The following is a 25,266-nucleotide window of genomic DNA, read 5'->3' on the forward strand; positions in this document are numbered from 1 at the left end:
AAGTGGTTGAATATGCTGATCAATATGAGGATATGCACGAAAAACAGGCTCTATAAACATAATACATAATAATCATCTCTTTATATAAAAGACTCTTTAACCTTATATAAGACAGTCAGCCAAGGGGTTGTTCATTCCTTGACCATTTCTTAAACCCAGACAGAACGCTATACTTGTCCACCTATTCACCCGACCCCTGTGGTCAACTCTAAACATGCAACCTGTGAGGCCTTCAGTGGATTACCCTGACCACTTTGATGTGATTGTAATTGGTGGCGGACATGCCGGAACGGAGGCCGCACTGGCATCAGCTCGTATCGGAGCCAAGACGCTGCTGCTGACCCATAACATCGAGACGCTGGGACAGATGTCCTGCAATCCCGCTATCGGTGGCATTGGCAAAAGCCATCTGGTGAAAGAGATCGATGCGCTGGACGGTGCTATGGCTCTGGCCACTGACCGTGGCGGGATACAGTTTCGTGTACTCAATGCCCGCAAGGGACCAGCCGTACGTGCTACTCGTGCTCAGGCTGACCGTGTGCTGTACAAGGCGGCGATCCGCTCGATTCTGGAAAATCAGCCCAACCTGCAAATCTTTCAGCAGGCCGCTGATGACCTGATTGTCGAGGGTGACCAGGTCAAGGGCGTCGTCACCCAAACCGGCATTCGTTTTCATGCCCGCTCAGTGGTATTGACCGCGGGGACGTTCCTGGGCGGTGTTATCCATATCGGTCTGGATAATCATGCGGGTGGTCGTGCAGGAGATCCGCCCTCCATCCGCCTGGCCGAGCGACTACGCGAATTGCCGCTCCGGGTTGATCGCCTGAAGACCGGTACTCCACCGCGTATTGATGCACGCAGTGTCGATTTTTCGGTTATGCAGCCACAGCCCGGAGATACCCCTACGCCGGTCATGTCATTCATGGGCCACGTTGAAGATCATCCCCAGCAGGTGAACTGCTTCATCACCCATACCAATGCACGCACGCACGACATTATTCGCAATGGGCTGGACCGGTCACCGATGTATACCGGTGTGATCGAAGGCATTGGTCCGCGTTACTGCCCCTCGATCGAAGACAAAATCAATCGTTTTGCCGACAAGGACCAGCACCAGATATTTGTCGAGCCCGAAGGCCTGACCACCCATGAGCTGTATCCGAACGGTATCTCGACCAGTCTGCCATTCGACGTGCAGATGGAGCTGGTACGTTCAATCCGTGGCTTTGAACAGGCGCACATCATGCGTCCGGGTTACGCCATCGAATATGACTTCTTCAACCCGCAGGATCTGCGCCATACCCTGGAAACCCGACATATCGGCGGGCTTTACTTTGCCGGTCAGATTAACGGTACAACCGGGTATGAAGAAGCCGGTGCCCAGGGATTGCTGGCAGGCTATAACGCTGCTGCCCGCGCACTGGAGCGAGATGCCTGGTATCCGCGCCGCGACGAAGCCTATATCGGGGTGATGGTCGACGACCTGATTACACTGGGAACGTCAGAGCCGTATCGCATGTTTACCAGCCGGGCCGAATACCGCCTGATACTGCGTGAAGACAACGCCGATCTGCGCTTGACCGAGAAAGGCCGCGAATTGGGGCTGGTAGGTGATGCACGCTGGGCCCGTTTCGAAGCCAAACGCGAAGCGATGGAACAGGAACTGCAGCGCCTGAAAAACACCTGGGTACACCCATCAACGGCCGAGTCCGAGCAGCTGAATGCAAAGCTGAAGACACCACTGAATCGTGAATACAATCTGGCTGATCTGGTCAAGCGCCCCGAGCTGGGCTATGCCGATGTGGCCGGACTCAAGGGTGAGCCCATCGATGATATTCAGGCGGCGGAGCAGGTTGAAATCCAGCTCAAGTATTCCGGTTATATTGAACGTCAGAAAAGTGAAATCGAGCAGATGCGCCGTCAGGAAAATACCCGTCTGCCCGAAAATTTCGATTACAGCCAGATCAGCGGCCTGTCCAACGAACTGAAACTGAAACTTGACCAGCAACGTCCGGAAACACTGGCCCAGGCTTCACGCATTCAGGGCATGACTCCGGCGGCACTGTCGCTGTTGCTGGTATACCTGAAAAAGCGTCAGCTCAACCAGTCGGTCAATGTCCAGGAGACACCGTGATGACCCTATACCGTGACCTGCTGCTGAGCAGCCTGAAACCGCTGCAGATCGAGCTGGATGATGCCCAGATTGAGCAGCTGCTGGCCTATCATCAGCTGCTGGTGAAATGGAACAAGGCCTATAATCTGACAGCGGTGCGAGACCCCGCCGAGATGGTAACGCGCCACTTGGTCGATAGCCTGAGCGTGTTGCCCTGGATCGGTAGCGGACGTCTGCTCGATGTGGGCAGCGGCCCGGGCCTGCCCGGTATTCCGCTGGCCATCTGCCGGCCGCAACTCGATGTCACCACACTGGACAGCAACGGCAAGAAAACCCGCTTTCAGCAGCAGGTGAAAAACGAGCTGGGGCTGGATAACTTGACCGTTATCAACGGCCGGGTTGAAGCGGTTGAAGCACCGCCTTTCGATATGGTGATTTCACGGGCGTTCGCCTCTATTGCCGACATGTTACAGCTCAGTGGTCATCTGGCCTCTGAACAGGGTATTTTTCTTGCCATGAAAGGGCTGTATCCTGAATCTGAACTCGAGGGGATACCGGCAAATTTCGTGCTGCACGAGTCACATCGACTGGAGTTGCCGGCGACTGAAGGCGAGCGGCACCTGCTGATTCTAGGGAGAGCATAGGCGTGGCCAACATCATCACGATCACCAACCAGAAGGGCGGTGTGGGTAAAACCACTACCTGCGTGAATCTGGCGGCTTCACTGGCCGCCACTCACAAGCGTGTTCTGATGATAGACCTGGATCCCCAGGGTAATGCCACCATGGGCAGCGGTATCGACAAACATCAACTGGAATGTTCGGTTTATGAGCTGCTCACCGATCAGGCTACCGCTGCCGATGCGATCATCAAGGATGCCAAGTGTGGCTACCATCTGATCGGTGCCAATGGTGATCTGACGGCGGCAGAAGTGGAGTTGTTGCAACTGCCGCGCCGTGAGTTCCGCCTGAAGATGGCGCTGTTGCCGGTTATGGATGACTATGACTTTATTCTGATCGACAACCCGCCCTCGCTGAACCTGCTGACGGTCAATGCACTGGCGGCGTCTGCCGGGGTGATCATTCCGATGCAGTGTGAATATTATGCGCTGGAAGGGATCAGTGCGCTGGTCGGTACGATCAACAAGATCAACCAGCGGCTGAATCCTGCGCTGCAGATCGAGGGCATCCTGCGCACCATGTTCGATCCACGGATGAGCCTGACCAAGGATGTTTCTACACACCTGGTCGAATATTTCGGTGACAAGGTGTATCGCACGGTGATTCCGCGCAATGTGCGCCTGGCGGAAGCCCCCAGCCACGGGTTGCCGGCGCTGCATTATGACAAGAACTCTCGGGGCGCACAGGCTTATCTGGCATTGGCCGGTGAGCTGATTCGCCGCTCGGAACGTGAACAGGCGGCGACGGCCACGGCCGAGCCGGTGGCAACGGCCTTGACGGTACAGGAAAGCGAATAATGGTAGTGAAAAAACGCGGGCTTGGACGAGGACTGGATGCGCTGTTGTCCGATATGTCAGGCCCACACGGGGGGATGGCAGAAACGCCGTCAAACCAAGATGCGACTGCTGTAAAGAGCGCCGATCTGCGCGAATTGGCGCTTAATTGCATCGAACCGGGGCGGTACCAGCCGCGTCGGGACCTGAACCCCGAAGCCCTGGAAGAGCTGACACAGTCCATTCGTTGCCAGGGTGTAATGCAGCCGATTGTGGTGCGCCCCATTGCCGATGATCGCTACGAAATCATCGCCGGTGAACGTCGCTGGCGCGCGACCCGCATGGCCGGTCTTGAGCGGATACCGGTGATCATCCGGGATGTGCCGGATGAGGCAGCGATTGCCATGGCACTGATCGAGAATATTCAGCGCGAAAATCTCAATCCGATCGAAGAAGCGATGGCCCTGCAGCGGTTGCAGAGCGAATTTGAGCTGACCCAACAGCAGGTAGCGGATGCGGTCGGCAAGTCCCGCTCCACCATTGCCAATCTGTTACGGCTGATGAACCTCAGTGATGAGGTCAAGCGTTTGCTGGAGCATGGCGATCTGGAAATGGGCCATGCCCGCGCGTTGCTGGCTCTGTCGGGACTGTTACAGATCCGGGTTGCCGATGAGGTCGTGGCCAAAAATCTGTCGGTTCGTGAAACAGAGCAGCTGGTCAAACGCTACCTGCAGCCTGCCGACACGTCTGCGCCGGTAGCATCCGCCCAGAGTCCGGAACTGGAGCAACTGGCAGGCTCCCTGGCACGTCGACTGTCAACCGGTGTGCAGATCCGAGCCAGCAGCAAGGGTAAAGGCAAAATTGCAATTGAATTCAAATCCCGTGCCGAGCTTGACGCCATTCTGCTACTGATCTCTTGACCCAAGACAGACAGGTTGGGTGAAGTTAAGACCTTAGTGCAAAACTGTCGGGATTGAGTTGAGAATGTGAGGGGGAATGCCTATAATCTGCCCGCTATATGGGCACTGTTCAGGCTAGAAACAGGATCAGACTTGGGAAAAGGTAAAGCAGAACAGGCTCCGGCTGCGATCAGTCGTCATCAACGACGCAGTTACAGGGAGTTCATGCGTATCTTTCTCATTCAGGCCATATTGATACTGCTGGTATCTTCGGCCTGTTTGCTGCACAGCGCGGTAGCGGCCTATTCGGCTCTGCTGGGCGGTATGCTCTATCTGGTTCCCGGCCTGTACTTTACTTGGCGTGCCCTGGGCAACAAGGACGCCAACAGTGCACGGCGTGTGCTGCTCAGTATGTATGCGAGCGCAATAGGGAAAATGATGTTGGCGGTAGCACTGTTCAGTGCCACCTTCATGCTGGTTCAACCGTTGAGCCCATTTTCCCTATTTGGCACCTTCATGCTATTGCAACTATCCGGATGGATGCTGCAGTTGAAGCTGTACAAGACCGGCTCCTGAAAAACTTTTGATGAGAGAAACTGAGAATGGCAAGTGGAACAGTTACATCCTCAGAATACATATCCCACCACCTGACCAACCTGACGTTCGGTAATCATCCCGAAAACGGTTGGAGCTTCGCACACGGTGCGCAGGAAGCGGCTGAGATGGGTTTCTGGGCGATCAACGTTGATACCATGCTCTGGTCTATCGGCCTGGGTGTCCTGTTTTTGTGGTTCTTCCGCAAAGTGGCCACATCTGTGACCTCTGGCGTACCGGGCGGTGCGCAGAACTTTGTCGAAACCATCATTGAATTCGTCGATGACAATGTGAAGAGCATTTTCCATCACAAGAGTCCGGTGATTGCACCGCTGGCGCTGACCATCTTCGTCTGGATCTTCCTGATGAACCTGATGGACCTGGTGCCGATTGACTGGCTTCCGTTCGTGTTCGCGGAAATGGGTGTCGAGTACATGAAGATCGTACCGACCACTGATGTGAACGCGACAGGCGGTATTGCCCTCAGCGTATTTGCTCTGATCCTGTACTACAGCATCAAGCAGAAGGGCGTGAGCGGCTTCCTGAAAGAGCTGTCATTCCAGCCGCTGCCGAAAATCTTTGCACCGTTTAACCTGTTCCTGGAACTGGTCGGCCTGCTGGCCAAGCCGGTGTCATTGGCACTGCGACTGTTCGGTAACATGTATGCCGGTGAAATGATCTTTATCCTGATCGCGCTGCTGCCGTTTTGGGCACAGTGGGTGCTGTCCGTGCCCTGGGCGATCTTCCACATTCTGATTATCACGCTGCAGGCGTTCATCTTCATGGTCCTGACAATTGTCTACCTGGCCATGGCGCACGATGACCACTGAGTGGGATCGGATAGTTAACGATTTACCTTTGTAAAACTCTGAAAACTTAAACTTAACCTTGAAAATAGTTGGAGAGAAAAAATGGAAGCAATGCTGTATATCGCTGCTGCGCTGATGCTGGGTCTGGGTGCAATCGGTGCTGCTATCGGCATCGGTATCCTGGGTGGCAAGTTCCTGGAAGGTGCTGCTCGTCAGCCGGAACTGGTACCGCTGCTGCGCACACAGTTCTTCATCGTAATGGGTCTGGTCGACGCGATCCCGATGATCGGTGTAGGTCTTGGCCTGTACGTCCTGTTCGCTGTTGCTGGCTAATAAGTAGTTCGAATGGCGTTTTACCCATCCTGGGTAACTACTTAATCAGACACAACCGCGAGAGGTAATGGCGTGAATATCAATCTCACCATCATTGGTCAGGCCATTGCATTCTTCCTCTTCGTCGTATTTTGTATGAAATACGTCTGGCCGCCGATTACCGGTGCGCTGGCTGAGCGTAAGAAGAAGATTGCCGAAGGGCTTGATGCGGCCGACCGTGCTGAACGAGATCTGAAGCTGGCGCAGGAAAAAGCCGCTGACGACATGCGTTCAAGCAAGGAAGAGGCAGCCGCCATCATTGAACAGGCCAACAAGCGGGCTAACCAGATCGTCGAGGAAGCCAAAGAGCAGGCACGCGAAGAAGCAAATCGCGTAAAAGCCTCTGCTCAGGCGGAACTCGATCAGGACGTCAACCGTGCGAAGGAAACTCTCCGTGCACAGGTTGGTGCACTGGCAATTGCCGGTGCCGAGAAGATCTTGGAAGCCTCTGTTGACGAAAAAGCGCATGCCAAGCTGGTTGAGAAACTGGCAGCTGAGCTTTAAGCGAGGTTACGATGGCTGAACTCAATACAGTCGCTCGGCCCTACACCAAAGCCGCATTTGAACATGCGCGCGAGAAGGGCAGCCTCGATCAATGGTCAAATCTGCTGTCTGTCGCCACTCAGGTGGTGCAGGACAGCCAGATGACCCCTGTGCTGAGTAATCCGGCTTTGACAGCGGAACAGAAGGCAGAAACTCTGATTGCGGTCTGTGAAAAACAGGCCGACGAAGCAGGTAAGAACTTTATTTACCTGCTGGCAGAGAATCGTCGTCTGGGCTTGCTGCCAGAGATCGCTGCGCAGTTTGAAGTACTGAAGGCCAACCTGGAGAAAAAGGTCGATGTTGACCTGACCACGGCCTTCGCACTGGATGACGCGCAGCAGGAAAAACTGGCGAAAGCCCTCAGCACCAAGTTGGGTCGTACAGTGAAACTTACATCTCTGGTGGATAAGTCCATCATTGGCGGTGTAATCGTTCGCTCTGATGACCTTGTGATCGATGGTTCCGTTCGTGCGCGTTTGGCGAAACTGGCCGAAGCGATGAATTCCTGAGTGTGAGGAATAAAAATGCAGCAACTGAATCCTTCTGAGATCAGCGAGATTCTCAAGAAGCGCATCGAAAAACTCGACGTGTCTTCTGAAGCCCGTAATGAGGGCACCATCGTCAGCGTATCCGATGGTATTATCCTGATCCACGGTCTTGCCGATGTTATGTACGGCGAGATGATCGAATTCCCGGGTGGCGTCTACGGTATGGCGCTTAACCTGGAACGCGACTCTGTTGGCGCCGTAGTACTGGGCGATTACCAGAGTCTGGTAGAGGGCATGACTGCCCGTTGTACCGGCCGTATTCTTGAAGTACCGGTAGGTCCGGAACTGCTCGGTCGCGTCGTTGACGCCCTGGGTAACCCGATCGACGGTAAAGGTCCGGTCGAAACCAAACTGACCGACGCCGTTGAAAAAGTGGCGCCGGGTGTTATCGCACGTCAGTCCGTTGATCAGCCGGTGCAGACCGGTCTGAAAGCGATTGATGCGATGGTACCGGTAGGCCGTGGCCAGCGTGAGCTGATCATCGGTGACCGTCAGATCGGTAAGACCGCGATTGCGATCGATGCGATCATCAACCAGAAAGGTACCGGCATCAAGTGTATCTATGTTGCGATCGGACAGAAGCAGTCCACTATCGCCAACGTAGTACGCAAGCTGGAAGAACACGGCGCAATGGATCACACCATTGTTGTCGCTGCTGGCGCTGCCGATCCGGCTGCCATGCAGTATCTTGCGCCGTATGGCGGCTGTGCCATGGGTGAATACTTCCGTGACCGCGGTGAAGACGCACTGATCATCTATGATGATTTGACCAAGCAGGCATGGGCGTATCGTCAGATCTCCCTGCTGCTGCGCCGTCCGCCGGGCCGTGAAGCTTACCCGGGTGACGTGTTCTATTTGCACTCCCGTCTGCTGGAACGTGCTGCGCGCGTTAACGCCGACTACGTTGAAGCGTTCACCAATGGTGAAGTCAAGGGCAAGACTGGCTCCCTGACTGCGCTGCCGGTTATCGAAACTCAGGGCGGTGACGTCTCTGCATTCGTACCGACCAACGTAATCTCCATCACCGATGGTCAGATCTTCCTGGAAGCTGACCTGTTCAACTCGGGTGTTCGTCCTGCGATCAACGCAGGTCTGTCCGTATCTCGAGTGGGTGGTGCTGCTCAGACCAAGATCATCAAGAAGTTGGGTGGTGGTGTACGTCTGGCATTGGCGCAGTATCGTGAGCTGGCAGCATTTGCCCAGTTCGCATCTGACCTGGATGACGCTACTCGTTCACAGCTGGAACATGGTCAGGCCGTGACCGAGCTGATGAAGCAGAAACAGTACTCTCCGATGTCCGTCGCCGAGATGGGTCTGAGCCTGTACGCTGCCAACGAAGGCTTCCTGAAGGGTGTTGAGCTGAACAAGATCGGTGCATTCGAAGCAGCCCTGATCGCCTACTTCAACAGCGAACATGCTGACTTGATGGCGAAAGTGAACGTGAAAGGCGATTACAACGACGAAATCGCGGCTCAGTTCAAGGCTGGCATCGAGAAGTTCAAGTCTACCCAAACTTGGTAATTACTCGTCAGAGTAGGCGGCCGTTCGGGGTTTCCCCGCTCGGCCGGACACTGAGTCAAGTTTAATAGGCGGAACTATGGCAGTCGGAAAAGAGATCAAGACGCAGATTGCGAGTATCGGCAGCACGCGCAAAATCACCAGCGCCATGGAAATGGTTGCTGCGTCGAAGATGCGTAAGGCGCAGGATCGCATGCAGTCTTCCCGTCCGTACGCCCGCAGTATCCAAGGTGTGATTCAGCATCTGGCGAAAGCCAATCCTGAATACCATCACCTGTATATGCAGGAGCGTGAGGTCAAGCGGGTCGGTTTCATCGTTGTAGCGACCGATCGTGGCCTCTGCGGCGGCTTGAACGTGAATGCGTTCAAGGCAGCAGTAAGCACCATGAAGGGGTTCCATGAGCAGAATGTCGAAGTCGACGTCTGCGCACTGGGCGCCAAGGCAATCACCTTCTTCCGTAACTTCGGCGGTAACGTCGTCGCTGCGAAAGGCGGCCTCGGCGATGCGCCGGAGCTGGAGCAGCTGATCGGTTCGGTCAAGGTGATGCTGGATGCTTACGAGGAAGGCAAGCTGGATCGTCTGTTCATCGTGTCTAACGACTTCGTGAACACCATGACCCAGAAGCCGACCGTTGAGCAGCTGTTGCCGCTGAAAGCGGAAGACAATGATGAGACGCTCAACCACCATTGGGACTATCTGTATGAACCGGATGCAAAAGAGCTGTTGAACGGCTTGCTGACGCGTTACATCGAGTCCCTGGTCTATCAGGCCGTGGTTGAGAACAATGCCTGTGAGCAGGCAGCCCGTATGCTGGCGATGAAGAACGCAACTGATAACGCCGGCGACCTGATCGATGAGCTGCAGTTGGTATACAACAAAGCCCGTCAGGCGGCGATTACTCAGGAAATATCCGAGATCGTCAGTGGTGCTGCTGCTGTTTGATGCAGTGAACAGGTTTACATGTTAAGAGGATCCGAACATGAGTAGCGGACGTATTGTTCAGATTATCGGTGCGGTTGTTGACGTGGAATTCCCGCGTGACAGCGTACCGAAGGTTTACGACGCACTAGTCGTCGGCAAAACCGGCCTGACACTGGAAGTCCAGCAGCAGCTGGGTGACGGTGTTGTGCGTACAATTGCAATGGGCCAGACTGAAGGCGTAAGCCGTGGTCTGGAAGTGTCCAATAACGGTGCCCCGATCTCTGTACCTGTCGGTACTAAGACCTTGGGTCGCATCATGGACGTACTGGGTAACCCGATCGACGAGAAAGGTCCGATTGGTGAAGAAGAGCGCATGCCGATTCACCGTAAGGCGCCTTCCTATGCTGACCAGGCTTCTTCCAACGAGCTGCTGGAAACCGGTATCAAGGTTATCGACCTTGTTTGCCCGTTCGCCAAAGGTGGTAAGGTTGGTCTGTTCGGTGGTGCCGGTGTAGGTAAGACCGTCAACATGATGGAGCTTATCCGTAACATCGCGATCGAGCACTCTGGTTACTCCGTATTCGCGGGTGTAGGTGAGCGTACTCGTGAGGGTAACGACTTCTATCACGAAATGACCGACTCCAACGTTATCGACAAGGTATCGCTGGTATACGGTCAGATGAACGAGCCGCCGGGTAACCGTCTGCGCGTTGCGCTGACCGGCCTGACCATGGCCGAGAAGTTCCGTGACGAAGGTCGTGACGTACTGCTGTTCGTCGACAACATCTACCGTTACACCCTGGCCGGTACTGAAGTATCAGCACTGCTGGGTCGTATGCCGTCTGCGGTAGGCTACCAGCCGACGCTGGCGGAAGAGATGGGCGTTCTGCAGGAACGTATCACCTCTACCAAGACTGGTTCCATCACGTCCATCCAGGCGGTATACGTACCGGCAGATGACTTGACCGACCCGTCTCCGGCAACCACCTTCTCGCATCTGGATGCGACCGTGGTACTGTCCCGTCAGATCGCAGAACTGGGTATCTACCCGGCAATCGATCCGCTGGACTCTACTTCGCGTCAGCTGGATCCGTTGGTGATCGGTCAGGAACATTACGACATCGCCCGTGGCGTGCAGTCTACTCTGCAGCGTTACAAGGAACTGAAGGATATCATCGCGATCCTGGGTATGGACGAGCTGTCTGAAGAAGACAAGCAGAGTGTATCCCGTGCGCGTAAGATCCAGCGCTTCCTGTCCCAGCCGTTCTTCGTGGCAGAAGTATTCACCGGTGCACCGGGTAAATACGTCTCCCTGAAGGAAACGATCCGCGGCTTCCAGGGCATTCTGGGTGGTGAGTATGATCACCTGCCGGAGCAGGCGTTCTACATGGTCGGTGGCATCGACGAAGCAATCGAGAAAGCCAAGGGCCTGTAAGTTCCAAGCGGAACCTTTTAAGAGGTAATCAAGATGGCTATGACTGTTCATTGTGACATCGTAAGTGCCGAAGAAGAGATTTTCTCTGGCCTGATCGAGTTCGTCTCCGTGACAGGTAGCCTGGGTGATCTGGGTGTATACCCGGGTCACGCTCCGCTTCTGACGGAACTGAAACCAGGCCCTGTCGAGCTGCGCAAGCAGGGCGGTGAGGAAGATGTATTCTACGTCTCCGGTGGCTTCATCGAAGTCCAGCCGCACAAAGTGACAGTGCTTGCTGATACCGCACTGCACGCGGGTGATCTGAGTGAAGCTGCAGCACTTGAAGCCCAGAAGCATGCCGAGCATGCAATGGCCGACAAGACCGGCGAGTTTGAATACTCCCGCGCTGCGGCTCAGCTGGCTGAGGCTGCTGCCCAGCTTCGCACCTTGCAGCAGATTCGTCGCAAAGCCGGCAAGTAAAACAGCCGGTGCGACAACTAAAAAGCAGCCTTCGGGCTGCTTTTTTTGTGTCTACAGCAACCCCCACAACGTATTGAAGATGATCTGCTGGGCACCGGCGACTTCGCGCGAGTCGATCACCACGGCGGTGGGATAGTTGTCGGAGGCCAGTGAGATGATCGCGCAGCGGGGCGGGTAGATGGCGATATAGGCGGCATCGACCGGGCCTTCGGTGCGAATCCATTTGCGCTCCGAGTACTCGGCACTTTCACCGCCTTCACCGATGGCAATCGCGCGCACGCGGATCTTGCGTGCCACCCGTTGGGCGGTAAAGTTGGGAAAGGGGCGGTAGAGCAGAGGCCGGATCGGCTTCGATGAGAACACCGAGTAGACAGGATCTTCCTGTTCGCCCACACGGTTGAGAATATCGCGCAGTACCTGTTCGATACCGGCATCGCCTTCATAAAATTCCACGTTAGCGACACTGAAGTCCGGTTTCAGATGGTGCAGGTCGGGGATCACCGACGTTTTCAGCTGATCGATCGCCTTGTCCAGCTGCTCGCGCCGGGCATCGGCCAGTTGCAACAGCACTTCAGGCTCCCGTGCCGAGAAGTAGCGGCGCTTGCCCTTGGGCAGATAGGTGACAATGCCACGTTGCTGCAAACTCTTCAGGCACTCATAGGTACTGCCGCGATTGACAGCAGCACGTTCAGCTATGGTTCGAATAGCACTGGGGCCTAATGCCAGCAATGCCTTGTAAATACGGACGTCGCGCTCGCTCAAACCGAGCTGGTCAAAAATCATCTGCTGCATATTTGTCATTTTTTCTGTGACAATTAGTCTTGATTGAAACCGAGTATACGCTAAAGTTTCGCGCAATCTATCAGCTAACGGTCGTACAGGCTGCGACGCGATATCAGGACTTCGAAACACGATGAAAACGGATGTGGTAATTCTGGCTGCCGGACAGGGCAGTCGCATGAAATCGGCCCTGCCCAAGGTGATGCACCGTCTGGCTGGCAAGCCCATGTTGCAGCATGTGATTGACAGTGCACAGGGGCTGGCCCCGGAAGGTCTGCATGTGGTGATCGGCCATGGCGGCGAACAGGTCGAGCAGGCTATGGAAGGGCAGACACTGAACTTCGTTTGGCAGCACGAACAGTTGGGCACGGGCCATGCGGTGGCCCAGGCGATGCCGCAGATTGGGGCGGACTCGGTCGTATTGGTGCTGTACGGTGATGTCCCGCTGACGCGTGCGGACACGCTTGAGCAGCTGACCCGCATTGCCGCGCATGGCGATCTGGGTCTGTTGACGGTGACGCTGGATGACCCGACCGGTTATGGCCGGATCATCCGCAATGCGGTCGGTGATGTGGTGGCGATTGTCGAGCACAAGGATGCGACCGAACAGGAAAAACTGGTGCGCGAGGTCAATACCGGCATTCTGGCGCTGCCGGCGGCTGCACTGCATGACTGGTTACCGCGTTTGTCGGCCGACAATGCCCAGGGCGAATACTACCTGACCGATGTGATTGCGATGGCAGCGGAAGAGGGCATGCGTGTACGTGCCATCCAGCCCGAGGCCGAGCAGGAAGTGCAGGGCGTCAATAACCGTCTGCAGCTGGCGCAGCTGGAACGCTGGTATCAGCGTCAGCATGCCGATCTATTGATGGCTGCCGGTGCCACATTGGCCGATCCTGCCCGTATCGACGTGCGTGGTGAACTGAGCGTGGGTCAGGATGTCCTGATCGATATCAACACGATCTTTGAAGGCGAGGTGCTTCTGGGCGAAGGTGTTGAAATCGGTGCCAACTGCATCATTCGCAACGCCCGTATTGGTGCCGGTACCCGAGTCGATGCCAACTCCATCATCGATGGTGCCGTGGTCGCCGAAAATGCCCAAATCGGTCCTTTCGCGCGTTTGCGTCCGGGGACTGAAATGGCCGCGGGCAGCAAAGTGGGCAACTTTGTCGAAACCAAGAAAGCGGTAATCGGCAAAGGTTCCAAGATCAATCATCTGAGCTATATCGGTGATGCCGAGATCGGTGCAGAGGTGAATGTGGGGGCTGGTACCATCACCTGCAATTATGATGGCGTCAACAAGTCGCTGACTCGCATCGGTGATGGCGCCTTCATCGGTTCCAACAGCTCGCTGGTCGCACCGGTGGAGATCGGAGCCGGTGCGACGGTCGGAGCAGGCTCTACCATTACCAAAACCGTGGCCGATGACCAGCTCGCCGTGGCCCGTGGCAAACAGGTCAATCTCGATAACTGGGCGCGCCCGCAGAAAAAAGGATCCTGAGCATGTGTGGAATTGTAGGTGCCATTGCGGCACGCCCGGTAGCCGGAATCCTGTTGGAAGGTTTGCGTCGTCTTGAATACCGTGGTTATGACTCGGCCGGCATGGCCGTGCTGGATCAGGGCCAGATCAGTCGCTTGCGCCGCATCGGCAAGGTGCAGGCGCTGGCCGATGCCTGCGAGCAGCAGCCGCTGGCGGGTCATCTTGGCATCGCCCACACGCGCTGGGCCACCCACGGCAAACCGTCGGAGCAGAATGCCCATCCGCATATGTCCGGTGAGCGTCTGGCCGTGGTGCATAACGGCATCATTGAAAACTTCGAACCGCTCAAGCGCGATCTGCAGCAGCAGGGCTACACCTTTACCTCAGAGACCGATACCGAGGTGGTCGCGCACCTGTTGGACCAAGAGTTGCAGCACGGTTTGACGCTGGTCGAGGCACTGCGCCAGACCATGACGCAGCTGGAAGGTGCGTTTGCGCTGGGCGTGATTCATGCCGACCTGCCGGAACAGCTGCTGACCGCTCGCAAGGGCAGTCCGCTGGTCATCGGCGTGGGGATTGGTGAGAACTTCATCGCCTCCGACCAGTTGGCCCTGTTGCCGGTAACCGACCGCTTCATGTTTCTTGAAGATGGCGATATTGCGGTGCTGGAAGCGGATCAGATCCGGGTACTGGATGCACAGGGGCAGGCAGTCGAACGTGCCGTTACCACGTTTGAACATGGCCAGGCCAGTGCGGAGAAGGGCGAATTCCGCCACTTCATGCTCAAGGAGATTTATGAGCAACCGCGGGTCATGCAGGCAGTGCTGGAAGGGCGCGTTGCCTCCGGCCATCTGCTGGAGCAGGCGTTCGGCAGCGAAGCCAGTGCCATTTTCGACCAGGTTAAACAGGTGCAGATTGTCGCCTGTGGCACCAGCTACCATGCCGGTATGGTAGCCAAGTACTGGATTGAGGAGCTGGTCGGCATTCCCTGCATGGTGGAAGTGGCCAGCGAGTTCCGCTACCGCCCGGTTGTGCTGCCTGAAGGCACATTATTGCTGACGTTGTCGCAGTCCGGCGAGACGGCCGACAGTCTGGCGGCGCTGCGCGAAGTGAAAGACCGAGTGTTGGCAACGCTGGCGATCTGCAACGTACCGGGCAGCTCGCTGGTGCGCGAATCGGATATCAGCCTGATGACCAACGCGGGTCCCGAGATCGGTGTTGCTTCTACCAAGGCCTTCACCTCCCAGCTGGTCGCGCTGATGTTGACCACCATAGCTTTGGGTCGACGCCATGGTCTGGGCCGCGATAAGGAAGCGGAACTGATTGCGGCACTGGAACAGTTGCCGGTCCTGCTGCAGCAGCTGCTGGCACTGGATGGCCCGATTGAGGCGATGTCGGCGCACTTTGCCGAGAAGCATCACGCGCTGTTCCTGGGTCGCAATGTGCTCTACCCGGTAGCGATGGAAGGTGCGCTCAAGCTCAAGGAGATCTCCTATATCCATGCTGAAGCCTATCCTGCCGGAGAGCTTAAGCATGGGCCGTTGGCACTGGTGGACAAGGATATGCCGGTGATCGCGGTAGCGCCGCGTAACGGTATGCTCGACAAGCTCAAGGCCAACCTGCAGGAAGTACGTGCTCGTGGCGGTGAGCTGTTCGTGTTTGCCGGTTGCGAGGAAAGCATCCAGCCGGAAGAGGGCGTACACGTGATCCATCTGCCCGCCATGCCTCAGGTGCTGGACCCGATTGCGTTCACGCTGCCGTTGCAGCTGCTGTCCTACCATGTGGCGGTGCTCAAGGGCACCGATGTGGATCAGCCGCGCAACCTGGCCAAGAGTGTGACGGTAGAATAAACGGAGACTCCCGCTGTGCCATTCGGCACAGCTGTCCCTCAGCGGGTCGTTGGGCCTGACTGGGCCGGGTCGGTCATGGCCTCGGCTGTTGGCGTGACACCGTTGGTCGGTAGTACCAGCACGAACCAGGTGCCCCGCTCACTGCTATTGACCCGGACACGGCCGCCGTGCAGCTGCAGGATCGAACGTACGATGGACAAACCCAGGCCACCGCAGTCACCGGTCTGGGCCCGAGCCGGGTCGCAGCGGTAAAAGCGTTCGAACAGCCGTGGCAGGTGCTCGGCCGCAATCGGTGTGCCCAAATTGTGTACCCCGATCTCCAGCCGGTCTTCCAGCTGCTGGCTGGTAATACTGATCGGGCTGTTGGCTTCGCCGTAACGCAGGGCGTTGGCGATCAAGTTGGCCAGTGCGCGGCGCAGCAACTCCTCATCGGCGAGCAGCCAGCCTTCGGTCTGATTGACCAGCTGCATGCCGCTGTCCTCGGCCATGCCTTCAAAATACTCACACAGCTGTTCGACCAGCGCATGCAGGTCTACTCGGGTCAGGTTGACTGATGCCTGCGGCTGTTCGGTCCGTGCCAGAAACAGCATGCTGTCGATCATCCGCGCCAGCCGTTCATACTCTTCCTGATTGGAGGCCAGCAGGCTTTGATATTCCTCTTCACTGCGCGAGCGGCGCAGGGTTTGCTGGGTCTGCCCCATGAGGTTGCTGAGCGGGGTACGCATTTCGTGGGCCAGGTCTTCAGAGAAGCGTGACAGCTGGGCAAAGCCATCCTCCAGTCGAGCCAGCATCAGATTCAACGCGCGGCTCAGGGTGCGTAGTTCGCTGACCTGCTGCTCGTCATCAAGGCGAAGGTACAGATGCTGTACGTCGATGGCCGCTGCCCGCTTGGCCAGTCGCCGTACCGGTCGCAGCGCCCGCTGGCTGACCAGCCAGCCCAGCAGAAATGCCAGCAGGGCTCCGGCGGCCAGGGCAATCCCGAGCTTCAGCCGGTATGCGGCCAGCATCTGGTTGCGCTCGGTGAGCACCTTGCCGGCAATCAGCGTGACCGGCTGCGTATCCCGCTGTACGTGTATCCACGCCAGCCGTGCCGGTTCTGCCCCTGTGGTATCAATGAGCTGGACATGGTCGGCTTCCGGCAGGGGCGGGATATGCAGCTGGGTCGGGTTGATCTCGATCAGTACCTGTTGGCGTTCGTCCAGCATCAACAGCAGACTCTCCTGGTTACCCAGCATATTACTGTACAGATGCGGCCGCTGGCGCAGGACTTCGATGCTGTCACTGTCATCCAGTAGCGCGCGCATGCGTTCGAGTCGACCAAGCAGGGCCTGGTCATCGCGCCAGACAATCTCTTTCTGCAGTGATTGATACAGGTAGAAGCCGATGGCCCCCAGCACCAGCGTGCTGACCAGTGCGAACAGCAGTGCCAGGCGCAGGCTCAATGCCCGTGGCCAGGGGCTCATGACGGTTGTTCCAGCACATAGCCCATGCCGCGCACGGTCTGGATCAGTTTGATTGGATAGGGGTCGTCGACCTTGGCACGCAGGCGGCGGATGGCGACATCCACCACGTTGGTGTCGCTGTCAAAATTCATCTGCCATACCTGGGACGCAATATAGGTACGTGACAGTACTTCACCCTCACGGCTGAGCAGCAGATGGAGCAGGGCAAATTCCTTGTTGGTCAGATTGATCCGCTCTTCCTGCCGAGTCACGCGGCGGCGCAACAGGTCCAGCTGCAGATCGGCCACTTCAAAGACCGATGATTCACGGGCGGGCGCACGGCGCAGCAGGGTACGTACCCGCGCCAGCAGCTCGGCAAAGGAGAAGGGTTTGACCAGGTAATCGTCAGCCCCCAGCTCCAGCCCCTTGACCCGATCTTCCACCGCATCGCGTGCGGTCAGAAACAGTACCGGTACCTGTGAGGTGCGACGTATGGTCTGCAGCAGTTGCCAGCCGTTCATGCCCGGCAGCATCACGTCGAGAATGATCAGATCAAACTCCTCCTCCTGAATCAGGTGTTGGCCGTCCAGGCCGTTCAGCGCTACCGCGACGGTATACCCGGACTCGCTCAGCCCCTTGAACAGGTAGTCGGCGGTCTTGTGTTCATCTTCTACAACCAGAATGCGCATATTGGTCTCTCCACGTGACCTATTAGGGTAAGCCGATCGGTATCTCGCTTCCATTACAAATTGGTCATTCAGCGGCAATGAGTTTGACGGGGTCGTGCAGGCATTATGGCTGCCAATTGCTTATCAAGCCCACGAACGGAGAACACCATGCTTGCCAAGACTGCACGTCTGACCGCCCTCGGCCTGACCCTCTGCGCTGCCAACGCATTTGCAGCTCCGGCGCTGGTAGAACAGCGTCCCGATGTATCCCTGACACTGGCCAATCAGTTGATTGAAGCCACGCTGGATGCCTGCCATCAGGATGACCGTACTGCCGTTGTGGCGGTGGTTGATCGCGGTGGCAACCTGGTGGCGTTGCAGCGTGATGACAATGTGGGCCCGCACAACACCCTGGCGGCACAGCGCAAGGCATTTACCTCGCTGTCCACCAAGAATACCAGCCGTGCACTGTCTGATCTGGCACGTAATACCCCGGATGCCGAAAACCTGAACACGCTGGACGAGTTGCTGCTGCTGGGCGGCGGTGTACCGCTCAAGGTTGAAGGCCATGTCATTGGTGCGATCGGTGTCGCCGGTGCCAGTGGTGCAGCGATCGATGAAGGTTGCGCGCTGACGGCAATCGATAAAGTGCTACCGAAAACCCTTTAAACGTATCACCCTTTTTCTCTATCAGGAGTTACCACATGAACAAGCTGAAATCCCTTTGTGCAGGCGTCGTGCTGACCGGTATGTCTACTCTGGCTGTTGCTGCCGGCAACCCGCTGAGCGTACATGTACTGAACCTGGAAGACGGTCTGCCGTCCCCTGACGTTACCGTGACCCTGGAGCAGAAAAACGGTGACAGCTGGGATGCCCTGAACAGCGGCGTGACCAACGAAAACGGTCGCATCACCGCACTGTTCCCGGAAGGTGAATCACTGGAAACCGGTACCTACCGTGTAACCTTTGAAACCGGTGACTGGTTCGAAAAGCATGACAGCGAAACCTTCTTCCCGGAAATTCCGGTGATCTTCAACGTCGACGGCGCGGTTGAGCACTACCACATCCCGTTGCTGCTGAGCCCGTACGGCTTCTCTACCTACCGCGGCAACTGATCAGTCCGGTCCGGCGTCCTGTCTGCTGTTGGCAGGCAGGGCGCTGACAATATTTGCAGGATATAGTCCAATACCCGTCTGGAATAGATCAGGCTGGTATGGCTGAGTGGAAACACCTTGTGTGCGGTCATGCCGGTGACACGGGTTTCGTCGATCAGCACGGTGCCATCCGATGCACTGTCCTTGCTCAGCAGGGGCATCAACCCGATCGGCAGATCACCGGCAATGCTGTAGAGGCGCGCGCGGAACGGCCAATGCCGGTTCTCCGTAAGTAGATAATCGATACTGTTTCTGAGCATCCCCTTCAGTCGCGAGTCGTGAATCTCCCGTGCCAGCGTGCTGCCCTTGTGCGGCGTGCCCAGCGTAATCACCGGATCCACCCAGCCAGCCTGGGCGGTCGCGCGTTCCAGATAACGCCGCGCGATCAGCCCCCCCATCGAATGACAGATAAACGCTGTCGCCTCGCCATCAATGAATTCATCCAGCCGTGTACTGATCGCATCCATGTCGGGAGACAGGGTGTTATAGCTCAGGTTGAGGATGATATACCCCTGTTTTTCCAGCCGTCGGCACAGTGGCCACATGACCAGTCCCGACATGTAAAGGCCGTGTAATACGACGACTTTCTTGACTCGCATCTGCGATGACTCCCTGTATTTCAGGGGCTCAGCTTACCGCTAGTCACTGGGGCAGGGAAAGTGGGGCCGCGCCGGCTTTTCCCGCAGCAGGCCATGGCTGTTGTGCAGGCCTCGGGTTAGGATAAGGCCTGTCGAATCGAGGGAAGCAAGGAACGAAATGAACGATACTCTCTTTATGTTGGCGATCGGCTTCATTGCCTTGATCGGTGTGATTGTCCTGGTGGTAATTCTGGGAGCCCTGGTGGCGGGTGTGGTCATGTACCAGGTCGACAAGCGCCAGACGGCCCATACCATCCGCCGCAACTATCCGCTGTTGGGGCGTTTCCGCTATATCTTTGAAAATCTGGGCGAATTCTTCCGACAATATTTCTTTGCCATGGACCGTGAAGAGATGCCGTTCAACCGCGCGCAGCGCTCCTGGGTCTATCGTGCGGCCAAGAACATCGACAACACCGTGGCCTTCGGCTCCACGCGTGACCTGCGCAAGCCCGGTACCTACTACTTTCTCAACTGCCCGTTCCCGACCCTGAGTGAGGATGCTGCCGGTACCCAGCCGATGCGGATCGGGCCTTACTGTCGTACCCCCTATGACGCGCCGTCTTTTCTTAACATTTCCGGCATGAGCTTTGGTGCCCTGTCGGCACCGGCGGTGCGGGCCCTGTCCATGGGGGCTGCCAAGGCGGGGTGCTGGATGAATACCGGCGAGGGTGCGCTGTCCAAGTATCACCTGGAAGGTGGCTGTGACATCGTGTTCCAGATCGGCACGGCCAAATACGGTGTGCGGGGTGAATTTGGCCAGCTGGACGATGCCCGATTGGCGGAAATGGCAGCGATCGAGCAGGTGCGCATGTTCGAGATCAAGCTCAGCCAGGGGGCCAAGCCGGGCAAGGGCGGTATCCTGCCGGCGGACAAGGTCACCCCGGAGATCGCCGAAGCGCGCGGTATTCCGGTAGGACAGGCATCAATCAGCCCTAATCGTCATCCTGAAATTGCCAGCATCGACGACCTGCTCGATTTTATCGCCCACGTGCGTGAAGTGACTGGCAAGCCGGTCGGCTTCAAGCTGGTGCTGGGCACGACCGACTGGCTCGATACCTTCTGCGAAGCGGTGAGCGTACGCGGCAGTGAATCGGCCCCGGATTTCATTACTCTGGATAGCGCCGATGGCGGCACCGGCGCTGCACCGATGCCGTTGATGGACAGTGTCGGTCTGCCGTTGCGGGAAAGCCTGCCGTTGCTGGTCAACAAGTTGCATCAGCACAACCTGCGCAACCGTATCCGCATCGTGGCATCCGGCAAGCTGATCAACCCCACCGATGTGGCGGCCGCCATCTGTCTGGGTGCGGATTTTGTGGTCACGGCCCGTGGCTTCATGTTTGCGCTGGGCTGTATTCAGGCACTGCAATGCAACAAGAATGCCTGCCCGACCGGTATTACCACGCACAACCCGAAGCTGCAGCAGGGCCTGGTACCCGAGGTAAAGGCGGAGCGGGTGGCCAACTTCCACCACAACCTGGTGCACGAAGTGGAGTTGATAGCACACTCCTGTGGTGTCACCGAGCCACGCCAGCTCAAGCGCGAGCACGCGGCGGTGGTGGTAGACGGTGGTGGAGCGGTGCCGCTCAACATTCTTTATCCAAGCAGCTGAACGCAAAACGCCAGCCCCGTGGGGCTGGCGCTTCCTCCAGTGTCAGTGCTCGTCTTCCAGCCAGCACGTCTCATCGATTGAGGACATCAACTCTTTTTCCTCCCGATGCCGTTCGATGGCGCGCCGGGCTTCCAGCAGGCGGCGGGTTGCATGCTGTTTGCGCCGATTCCGTTGTTCAATGTCGTACCCTACCATGATGTCGAAAACCTCGGTCTGGATAGGGTCCAGGTCCTGCTCTTTCCGTATCAGCATAGCCTTGCTCCGATCTCAGGGTCACTGTAATCAGGAGACAACCGGGTGTCTGGCTGATGACAGCAAACACGCATGGAGTTTTTTATTTACCGCAATCGCGGATAAATATCAAATCCATGCAGGACGGGCATGAGCGTAGAACAGACGTGTTGCAGCAGGATGACGGCGAGTGATTACTCGCCGTCGGAATCGGTCAGGGGGCGGCGCATCGGTGGGATGCGCTTGTCGTTCTGGCGCAGGTTGCGCAGGCTGCGCTTGATCATCTTCAAGTGATCGACTAGTGCCGGACCCAGTTTCATCGCCATGCCCACGGCAAGGATATCGATGATGACCAGATGCACGACCCGAGAGGACATCAGCGTACTCAGATCCTTGTCCTCTTCCACGTCGACATGAATCGGAATCGTGGCCAGATCGGCCAGCGGCGTGTTGCCCGGACACAGGGTGATCACCGCCGCGCCCTTGTCACGCACCAGCTTGACCGTATGCAGCAGGTCTTTGGTGCGTCCGGTCTGGGAGATCGCAACCACCACATCGCCTTCGCCCAGCGTCAGCGCGGAGATGGTCTGCATATGCGGATCGGAGTAGGCCGCCGCAGACACCATCATGCGGTAGAACTTGTGCTGGGCATCGGCACAGACCGGTGCCGATGCACCGAAACCGTAAAACTCGACCCGGTTGGCCTTGGCCAGACAGTCGATCGCCTCTTCCAGGGTACCGGGGTCCAGCTGATCGCGGATATTGATCAGGTTGCCGATCATGGAGTCGAAGATCTTCTGCTTGAACTCGATGACCGTATCTTTGGAGTCGAGCGAGAACTGCTCGTAACTGGCGTTGCTGGCCAGACCCTGAGCCAGGGTCAGCTTGAAGTCCTGAAAGCCGTCGTAGTCCAGCGCCCGGCAAAAACGGACCACCGTTGGCTCGCTGACCTGGGCTTCGGACGCGAGATCGACGATGCGCATGTGAATCACGTCATTCGGATTCGCCAGTACATAGTCGGCCACTTTCTGTTCAGACTTGCGCAGCTCGGGGCGCGCCTCAGCAATGGACTTGAGCAGATTGAAGGAGTTCATCTCCGTTGATTCCGTATCATCGCGTGAACTGCCAGTATACCAATGAATCAGGTGGCGGCCCAATGCGACTGAAGAGGCGGGTACAATGACCGAAAGTCGGGTGGTCCAGCCGCGATTGCAGGGCGAGGGGGCGCGTGCTAATTTCATCCGACTGTCACATCCTGTTTACAACCAATAAGGAAGTAGAGCCGTGAAACGCAGACAATTTATCCGTGGTGCCGGTGCCGCCACCGTAGCGGCGGGTGCCATGATCGCTGCTCCTGCCGTTGCCGCACCGCAATTCAAATGGAAAATGGTGACCACCTGGCCGAAGAACTTCCCCGGACTGGGCACCGGTGCCAACCGGTTGGCCGAGATGATCAATGCCATGTCCAATGGCCGGATTCAGGTGAAGGTCTACGGTGCCGGTGAGTTGGTCGGTGCACTGGAAATCTTTGATGCCGTATCTCGCGGCACCGCTGAAATGGGCCACGGTGCGGCCTACTACTGGAAGGGCAAGAGTACGGCGGCACAGTTTTTTGCCTCTGTTCCCTTCGGCATGACCGCACAGGAGATGAACTCATGGCTCTACCACGGCGGTGGCATGGAACTGTGGGAAGAGGTGTATGACAAGTTCGGGCTGGTACCGGGCGCGGCCGGCAACACCGGCGTGCAGATGGGCGGCTGGTTCAACAAGGAGATCAACAGTGTTGACGATCTCAAGGGTCTGAAAATGCGTATTCCGGGCCTGGGCGGTGAAGTGCTCAAGCGTGCCGGCGGTACCCCGGTATTGCTGCCGGGCGGCGAAATCTTCTCGTCACTGCAGTCCGGCACCATTGATGCAACCGAGTGGGTCGGGCCTTACAACGACATGGCGTTTGGTCTGCACAAGGCGGCCAAATACTACTACTACCCGGGCTGGCACGAGCCGGGCAGCACGCTGGAGTGCTTCATCAACAAGGAAGCCTTCCAGGCACTGCCGGAAGATCTGCAGGTGATCGTGCGTAGCGCTCTGCGCGTTGCCAATCAGGATATGCTGGCCGAGTTCACGATGAAGAACAATCAGGCGCTGGACCAGCTGGTCAACAAGCACGGCGTTGAACTGCGCAATTTCCCGGATGACGTTCTCCTCAAACTGCGCACCCTTTCGGATGAAGTGGTCGCCGAGGAAGCGCAGAAGGATGAAATTTCGCGCAAGGTGTACGAGTCATTCACGGCGTTCCGCGATCAGGTCCAGCAATGGACGGCGGTATCCGAGCAAGCCTACCTTAACGCCCGTTCGCTGGGCTGATCACCGTACTGAACGAGAAAGGCCGGAGAATTCTCCGGCCTTTTCTGTTTGGGTAACGCTGACAGAATACTCTGTCGTTAGGTTCGAATTTAGATTCCCGGTACGAAAGGGACACCGCAGCAGCCGGTCAGCATTACAGTAACTGCCGTAAGTATTAGATAACGGTTCATATCATTTATCCCCAAAGTCGCCTAGTGTAGCTTTAGCCGTTCAGTGTGTTCGGTTTTCATCTTATTTTTATGAAGACACGTTGATCAAGATGAGAGGTTCGGTCATAAACTACTGGAAATGAGGGTGCGCCAGCCTAGCTGGTAAGCCAGAGATGTTATGTGCTTGTTCATAGTTTCCCTTGCCTGGATTCCGGAATCTACTCCTCAGGAAGGTTTTGATTATTAATTTTTTTTTTGGAACTCATATAACCTAAAGTGCTAATAAAAACAATCCCAATTGAAAACACTGAATAGAAAAAGATAGATATTGAGTAAGCTGATGAAAAATATAATATTATTATGACAGTATTCAATGTAAAATAAATCAAGTAGATGGTTATGGCTTTCTTTGGTTTAATCGAACCTTTATTGACTAATTTTCTTTCTAAAAATAAAGTATAAATTAATAGAAAAGCTGTAAATACTATAAAAGTATATGGCTTGTTTGATATATTATCCCAAGCATATAGACTCATGAAAAAAATCAAAAAATAAACTGTAATAATATATGTTTTTCTAAACATGACTTTTAGTGAAAACCGGTTTCAATTTGATTTTTTATTGTACGTCGATCTATTTCTTCTTCCGCTGCATCTAAACTTGACTTGTTAGCGATAAATGATATCCAAATTATTAATGAGATCCATCCCTTTTTACTGATGCCTTTACTTTTAATGGCTTTGTCCAAGAAGTCTTTGAAACTCATGGCTGACACTGTGATACCTATAGATCCACCTGCATCATTTACAATACCATGAAAGTCTAAGTCACTTTTCAGCTCTTCTGTTGTTAGTGCCCAAAGTCCCCACCATTGGTTATTTACAAACGTTGTATCTAAAACCCTATGTATGAGTGCTTGCTCGAGAGATCTTGATTCTGTTGCAGTAAGACTATTTGGTAAGTGATATAACCCAGGTGAGTCCGGTATAGAGGATAGCTTTCTTATTGATCGCAAAGCTACGATTCGCTGATTTCGATCCAAGTGTCGATACACAAGAACAGAAATCATAGCATTTAGTCCAGGCTCTCCGCTGCTTATAGCCTTACTCTTATCAATGCGTAAAATAGAGGCGAGGTATGCTAGCTGACCTTTGGTATCTTGAGGAACTTGGTATGGGATGTCTTTTATAGATAAAGTTGACATATTACATCCATGTAATAGTTTTCAATATAATT

General features: G+C 56.0%; 26 protein-coding genes. 19 read left to right on the top strand and 7 right to left on the bottom strand.

Annotation, left to right across the window (positions count from 1 at the left end; all coding sequences use genetic code 11):
• Positions 1–235 precede the first annotated feature (235 nt).
• The 13 genes from mnmG to CLV44_RS09210 all read left to right on the top strand — a co-directional run bounded on the left by mnmG (position 236) and on the right by CLV44_RS09210 (position 11,665).
• Entirely contained in the window at positions 236–2,134 is a 1,899-nt protein-coding gene (gene mnmG, locus CLV44_RS09150) for a tRNA uridine-5-carboxymethylaminomethyl(34) synthesis enzyme MnmG (protein ID WP_106591818.1), read from the top strand.
• Positions 2,134–2,757, top strand: a complete 624-nt coding sequence (gene rsmG / locus CLV44_RS09155; RefSeq protein WP_106591819.1) for a 16S rRNA (guanine(527)-N(7))-methyltransferase RsmG — start codon at positions 2,134–2,136, stop codon at positions 2,755–2,757. Before mnmG ends, rsmG begins: the two co-directional genes overlap by 1 nt.
• 2 nt (positions 2,758–2,759) lie before the next feature.
• A complete protein-coding gene (locus tag CLV44_RS09160) occupies positions 2,760–3,590 on the top strand; it encodes a ParA family protein (protein WP_106591820.1) in 831 nt (276 codons plus the stop codon).
• Positions 3,590–4,486 carry a ParB/RepB/Spo0J family partition protein gene (locus tag CLV44_RS09165; protein ID WP_106591821.1) on the top strand — a complete coding sequence of 299 codons (897 nt, stop codon included), beginning with the start codon at positions 3,590–3,592 and terminating at the stop codon, positions 4,484–4,486. The genes CLV44_RS09160 and CLV44_RS09165 overlap by 1 nt, the downstream gene beginning before the upstream one ends.
• A gap of 132 nt (positions 4,487–4,618) precedes the next feature.
• Positions 4,619–5,041, top strand: coding sequence for an ATP synthase subunit I (locus CLV44_RS09170; RefSeq protein WP_106591822.1), 423 nt, complete (start codon positions 4,619–4,621; stop codon positions 5,039–5,041).
• A gap of 26 nt (positions 5,042–5,067) precedes the next feature.
• Positions 5,068–5,889 (top strand): F0F1 ATP synthase subunit A, encoded by an 822-nt coding sequence (gene atpB / locus CLV44_RS09175; protein WP_106591823.1) that lies wholly within the window; start codon positions 5,068–5,070, stop codon positions 5,887–5,889.
• A gap of 81 nt (positions 5,890–5,970) precedes the next feature.
• The gene (atpE, locus tag CLV44_RS09180; protein WP_106591824.1) at positions 5,971–6,201 is read left to right on the top strand and encodes a F0F1 ATP synthase subunit C; all 231 of its coding nucleotides are present in this window, start codon (positions 5,971–5,973) and stop codon (positions 6,199–6,201) included.
• Between the two features lie 72 nt (positions 6,202–6,273).
• The gene (locus tag CLV44_RS09185) at positions 6,274–6,744 is read left to right on the top strand and encodes a F0F1 ATP synthase subunit B (RefSeq protein ID WP_106591825.1); all 471 of its coding nucleotides are present in this window, start codon (positions 6,274–6,276) and stop codon (positions 6,742–6,744) included.
• 11 nt (positions 6,745–6,755) lie between these two features.
• Positions 6,756–7,292, top strand: a complete 537-nt coding sequence (locus CLV44_RS09190; RefSeq protein WP_106591826.1) for a F0F1 ATP synthase subunit delta — start codon at positions 6,756–6,758, stop codon at positions 7,290–7,292.
• 15 nt (positions 7,293–7,307) lie between these two features.
• Positions 7,308–8,852, top strand: a complete 1,545-nt coding sequence (gene atpA / locus CLV44_RS09195; protein WP_106591827.1) for a F0F1 ATP synthase subunit alpha — start codon at positions 7,308–7,310, stop codon at positions 8,850–8,852.
• Between the two features lie 76 nt (positions 8,853–8,928).
• Positions 8,929–9,792: a F0F1 ATP synthase subunit gamma gene (gene atpG, locus CLV44_RS09200; protein WP_106591828.1), complete on the top strand. Its 864-nt coding sequence runs from the start codon at positions 8,929–8,931 to the stop codon at positions 9,790–9,792.
• A gap of 37 nt (positions 9,793–9,829) precedes the next feature.
• Positions 9,830–11,206, top strand: a complete 1,377-nt coding sequence (gene atpD, locus CLV44_RS09205) for a F0F1 ATP synthase subunit beta (RefSeq protein WP_106591829.1) — start codon at positions 9,830–9,832, stop codon at positions 11,204–11,206.
• A gap of 33 nt (positions 11,207–11,239) precedes the next feature.
• A complete protein-coding gene (locus tag CLV44_RS09210; RefSeq protein WP_106591830.1) occupies positions 11,240–11,665 on the top strand; it encodes a F0F1 ATP synthase subunit epsilon in 426 nt (141 codons plus the stop codon).
• 51 nt (positions 11,666–11,716) lie between these two features.
• Here CLV44_RS09210 and CLV44_RS09215 read toward each other — a convergent pair whose 3' ends face one another.
• Positions 11,717–12,457 (bottom strand): TrmB family transcriptional regulator, encoded by a 741-nt coding sequence (locus tag CLV44_RS09215; RefSeq protein ID WP_106591831.1) that lies wholly within the window; start codon positions 12,455–12,457, stop codon positions 11,717–11,719.
• 121 nt (positions 12,458–12,578) lie between these two features.
• On the opposite strand from CLV44_RS09215, the gene glmU reads away from it, so the two are divergent.
• Together glmU and glmS are read left to right on the top strand one after the other, a co-directional pair.
• The gene (glmU, locus tag CLV44_RS09220; protein WP_106591832.1) at positions 12,579–13,946 is read left to right on the top strand and encodes a bifunctional UDP-N-acetylglucosamine diphosphorylase/glucosamine-1-phosphate N-acetyltransferase GlmU; all 1,368 of its coding nucleotides are present in this window, start codon (positions 12,579–12,581) and stop codon (positions 13,944–13,946) included.
• Between the two features lie 2 nt (positions 13,947–13,948).
• Positions 13,949–15,775 carry a glutamine--fructose-6-phosphate transaminase (isomerizing) gene (gene glmS / locus CLV44_RS09225; RefSeq protein ID WP_106591833.1) on the top strand — a complete coding sequence of 609 codons (1,827 nt, stop codon included), beginning with the start codon at positions 13,949–13,951 and terminating at the stop codon, positions 15,773–15,775.
• Positions 15,776–15,813: 38 nt separating this feature from the next.
• On the opposite strand, the gene CLV44_RS09230 is transcribed toward glmS, so the two are convergent.
• Both CLV44_RS09230 and CLV44_RS09235 read right to left on the bottom strand, forming a co-directional pair.
• Positions 15,814–17,238, bottom strand: a complete 1,425-nt coding sequence (locus CLV44_RS09230) for a heavy metal sensor histidine kinase (RefSeq protein WP_106591834.1) — start codon at positions 17,236–17,238, stop codon at positions 15,814–15,816.
• Positions 17,235–17,906 (bottom strand): heavy metal response regulator transcription factor, encoded by a 672-nt coding sequence (locus tag CLV44_RS09235; RefSeq protein WP_106591835.1) that lies wholly within the window; start codon positions 17,904–17,906, stop codon positions 17,235–17,237. The genes CLV44_RS09230 and CLV44_RS09235 overlap by 4 nt, the downstream gene beginning before the upstream one ends.
• A 147-nt stretch (positions 17,907–18,053) precedes the next feature.
• On the opposite strand from CLV44_RS09235, the gene CLV44_RS09240 reads away from it, so the two are divergent.
• Together CLV44_RS09240 and uraH are read left to right on the top strand one after the other, a co-directional pair.
• A complete protein-coding gene (locus tag CLV44_RS09240; RefSeq protein ID WP_106591836.1) occupies positions 18,054–18,554 on the top strand; it encodes a GlcG/HbpS family heme-binding protein in 501 nt (166 codons plus the stop codon).
• 35 nt (positions 18,555–18,589) lie between these two features.
• Positions 18,590–19,000: a hydroxyisourate hydrolase gene (gene uraH, locus CLV44_RS09245; protein WP_106591837.1), complete on the top strand. Its 411-nt coding sequence runs from the start codon at positions 18,590–18,592 to the stop codon at positions 18,998–19,000.
• Here uraH and CLV44_RS09250 read toward each other — a convergent pair.
• Positions 18,985–19,638, bottom strand: coding sequence for an alpha/beta fold hydrolase (locus tag CLV44_RS09250; protein ID WP_106591838.1), 654 nt, complete (start codon positions 19,636–19,638; stop codon positions 18,985–18,987). The two genes, uraH and CLV44_RS09250, sit on opposite strands and share 16 nt — an antisense overlap.
• 157 nt (positions 19,639–19,795) lie before the next feature.
• On the opposite strand from CLV44_RS09250, the gene CLV44_RS09255 reads away from it, so the two are divergent.
• Positions 19,796–21,286 (top strand): FMN-binding glutamate synthase family protein, encoded by a 1,491-nt coding sequence (locus tag CLV44_RS09255; RefSeq protein WP_106591839.1) that lies wholly within the window; start codon positions 19,796–19,798, stop codon positions 21,284–21,286.
• A gap of 42 nt (positions 21,287–21,328) precedes the next feature.
• On the opposite strand, the gene CLV44_RS09260 is transcribed toward CLV44_RS09255, so the two are convergent.
• Together CLV44_RS09260 and hexR are read right to left on the bottom strand one after the other, a co-directional pair.
• Positions 21,329–21,538: a PA3496 family putative envelope integrity protein gene (locus CLV44_RS09260; RefSeq protein WP_106591840.1), complete on the bottom strand. Its 210-nt coding sequence runs from the start codon at positions 21,536–21,538 to the stop codon at positions 21,329–21,331.
• A 173-nt stretch (positions 21,539–21,711) separates the two neighbouring features.
• A complete protein-coding gene (gene hexR, locus CLV44_RS09265; protein ID WP_106591841.1) occupies positions 21,712–22,611 on the bottom strand; it encodes a transcriptional regulator HexR in 900 nt (299 codons plus the stop codon).
• Positions 22,612–22,801: 190 nt separating this feature from the next.
• On the opposite strand from hexR, the gene CLV44_RS09270 reads away from it, so the two are divergent.
• On the top strand, positions 22,802–23,881 hold the full coding sequence (locus CLV44_RS09270; RefSeq protein ID WP_425436428.1) for a TRAP transporter substrate-binding protein: 1,080 nt from the start codon (positions 22,802–22,804) through the stop codon (positions 23,879–23,881).
• Positions 23,882–24,619: 738 nt separating this feature from the next.
• Here CLV44_RS09270 and CLV44_RS17220 read toward each other — a convergent pair.
• A complete protein-coding gene (locus CLV44_RS17220; RefSeq protein WP_146139990.1) occupies positions 24,620–25,234 on the bottom strand; it encodes a hypothetical protein in 615 nt (204 codons plus the stop codon).
• Positions 25,235–25,266 lie beyond the last annotated feature (32 nt).

Source organism: Marinobacterium halophilum, assembly GCF_003014615.1.
Lineage (GTDB): Bacteria > Pseudomonadota > Gammaproteobacteria > Pseudomonadales > Balneatricaceae > Marinobacterium > Marinobacterium halophilum.

Coding starts and splice junctions, on each gene's coding strand:
- rsmG (WP_106591819.1), top strand. CDS start 2,134: ATGACCCTATACCGTGACCTGCTGCTGAGCAGCCTGAAACCGCTGCAG.
- atpB (WP_106591823.1), top strand. CDS start 5,068: ATGGCAAGTGGAACAGTTACATCCTCAGAATACATATCCCACCACCTG.
- glmU (WP_106591832.1), top strand. CDS start 12,579: ATGAAAACGGATGTGGTAATTCTGGCTGCCGGACAGGGCAGTCGCATG.
- CLV44_RS09260 (WP_106591840.1), bottom strand. CDS start 21,538: ATGCTGATACGGAAAGAGCAGGACCTGGACCCTATCCAGACCGAGGTT.
- CLV44_RS09215 (WP_106591831.1), bottom strand. CDS start 12,457: ATGCAGCAGATGATTTTTGACCAGCTCGGTTTGAGCGAGCGCGACGTC.
- atpG (WP_106591828.1), top strand. CDS start 8,929: ATGGCAGTCGGAAAAGAGATCAAGACGCAGATTGCGAGTATCGGCAGC.
- atpA (WP_106591827.1), top strand. CDS start 7,308: ATGCAGCAACTGAATCCTTCTGAGATCAGCGAGATTCTCAAGAAGCGC.
- CLV44_RS09165 (WP_106591821.1), top strand. CDS start 3,590: ATGGTAGTGAAAAAACGCGGGCTTGGACGAGGACTGGATGCGCTGTTG.
- CLV44_RS09210 (WP_106591830.1), top strand. CDS start 11,240: ATGGCTATGACTGTTCATTGTGACATCGTAAGTGCCGAAGAAGAGATT.
- hexR (WP_106591841.1), bottom strand. CDS start 22,611: ATGAACTCCTTCAATCTGCTCAAGTCCATTGCTGAGGCGCGCCCCGAG.
- CLV44_RS17220 (WP_146139990.1), bottom strand. CDS start 25,234: ATGTCAACTTTATCTATAAAAGACATCCCATACCAAGTTCCTCAAGAT.
- CLV44_RS09255 (WP_106591839.1), top strand. CDS start 19,796: ATGAACGATACTCTCTTTATGTTGGCGATCGGCTTCATTGCCTTGATC.
- uraH (WP_106591837.1), top strand. CDS start 18,590: ATGAACAAGCTGAAATCCCTTTGTGCAGGCGTCGTGCTGACCGGTATG.
- CLV44_RS09250 (WP_106591838.1), bottom strand. CDS start 19,638: ATGCGAGTCAAGAAAGTCGTCGTATTACACGGCCTTTACATGTCGGGA.
- atpE (WP_106591824.1), top strand. CDS start 5,971: ATGGAAGCAATGCTGTATATCGCTGCTGCGCTGATGCTGGGTCTGGGT.
- atpD (WP_106591829.1), top strand. CDS start 9,830: ATGAGTAGCGGACGTATTGTTCAGATTATCGGTGCGGTTGTTGACGTG.
- CLV44_RS09240 (WP_106591836.1), top strand. CDS start 18,054: ATGCTTGCCAAGACTGCACGTCTGACCGCCCTCGGCCTGACCCTCTGC.
- CLV44_RS09190 (WP_106591826.1), top strand. CDS start 6,756: ATGGCTGAACTCAATACAGTCGCTCGGCCCTACACCAAAGCCGCATTT.
- CLV44_RS09230 (WP_106591834.1), bottom strand. CDS start 17,238: ATGAGCCCCTGGCCACGGGCATTGAGCCTGCGCCTGGCACTGCTGTTC.
- glmS (WP_106591833.1), top strand. CDS start 13,949: ATGTGTGGAATTGTAGGTGCCATTGCGGCACGCCCGGTAGCCGGAATC.
- CLV44_RS09235 (WP_106591835.1), bottom strand. CDS start 17,906: ATGCGCATTCTGGTTGTAGAAGATGAACACAAGACCGCCGACTACCTG.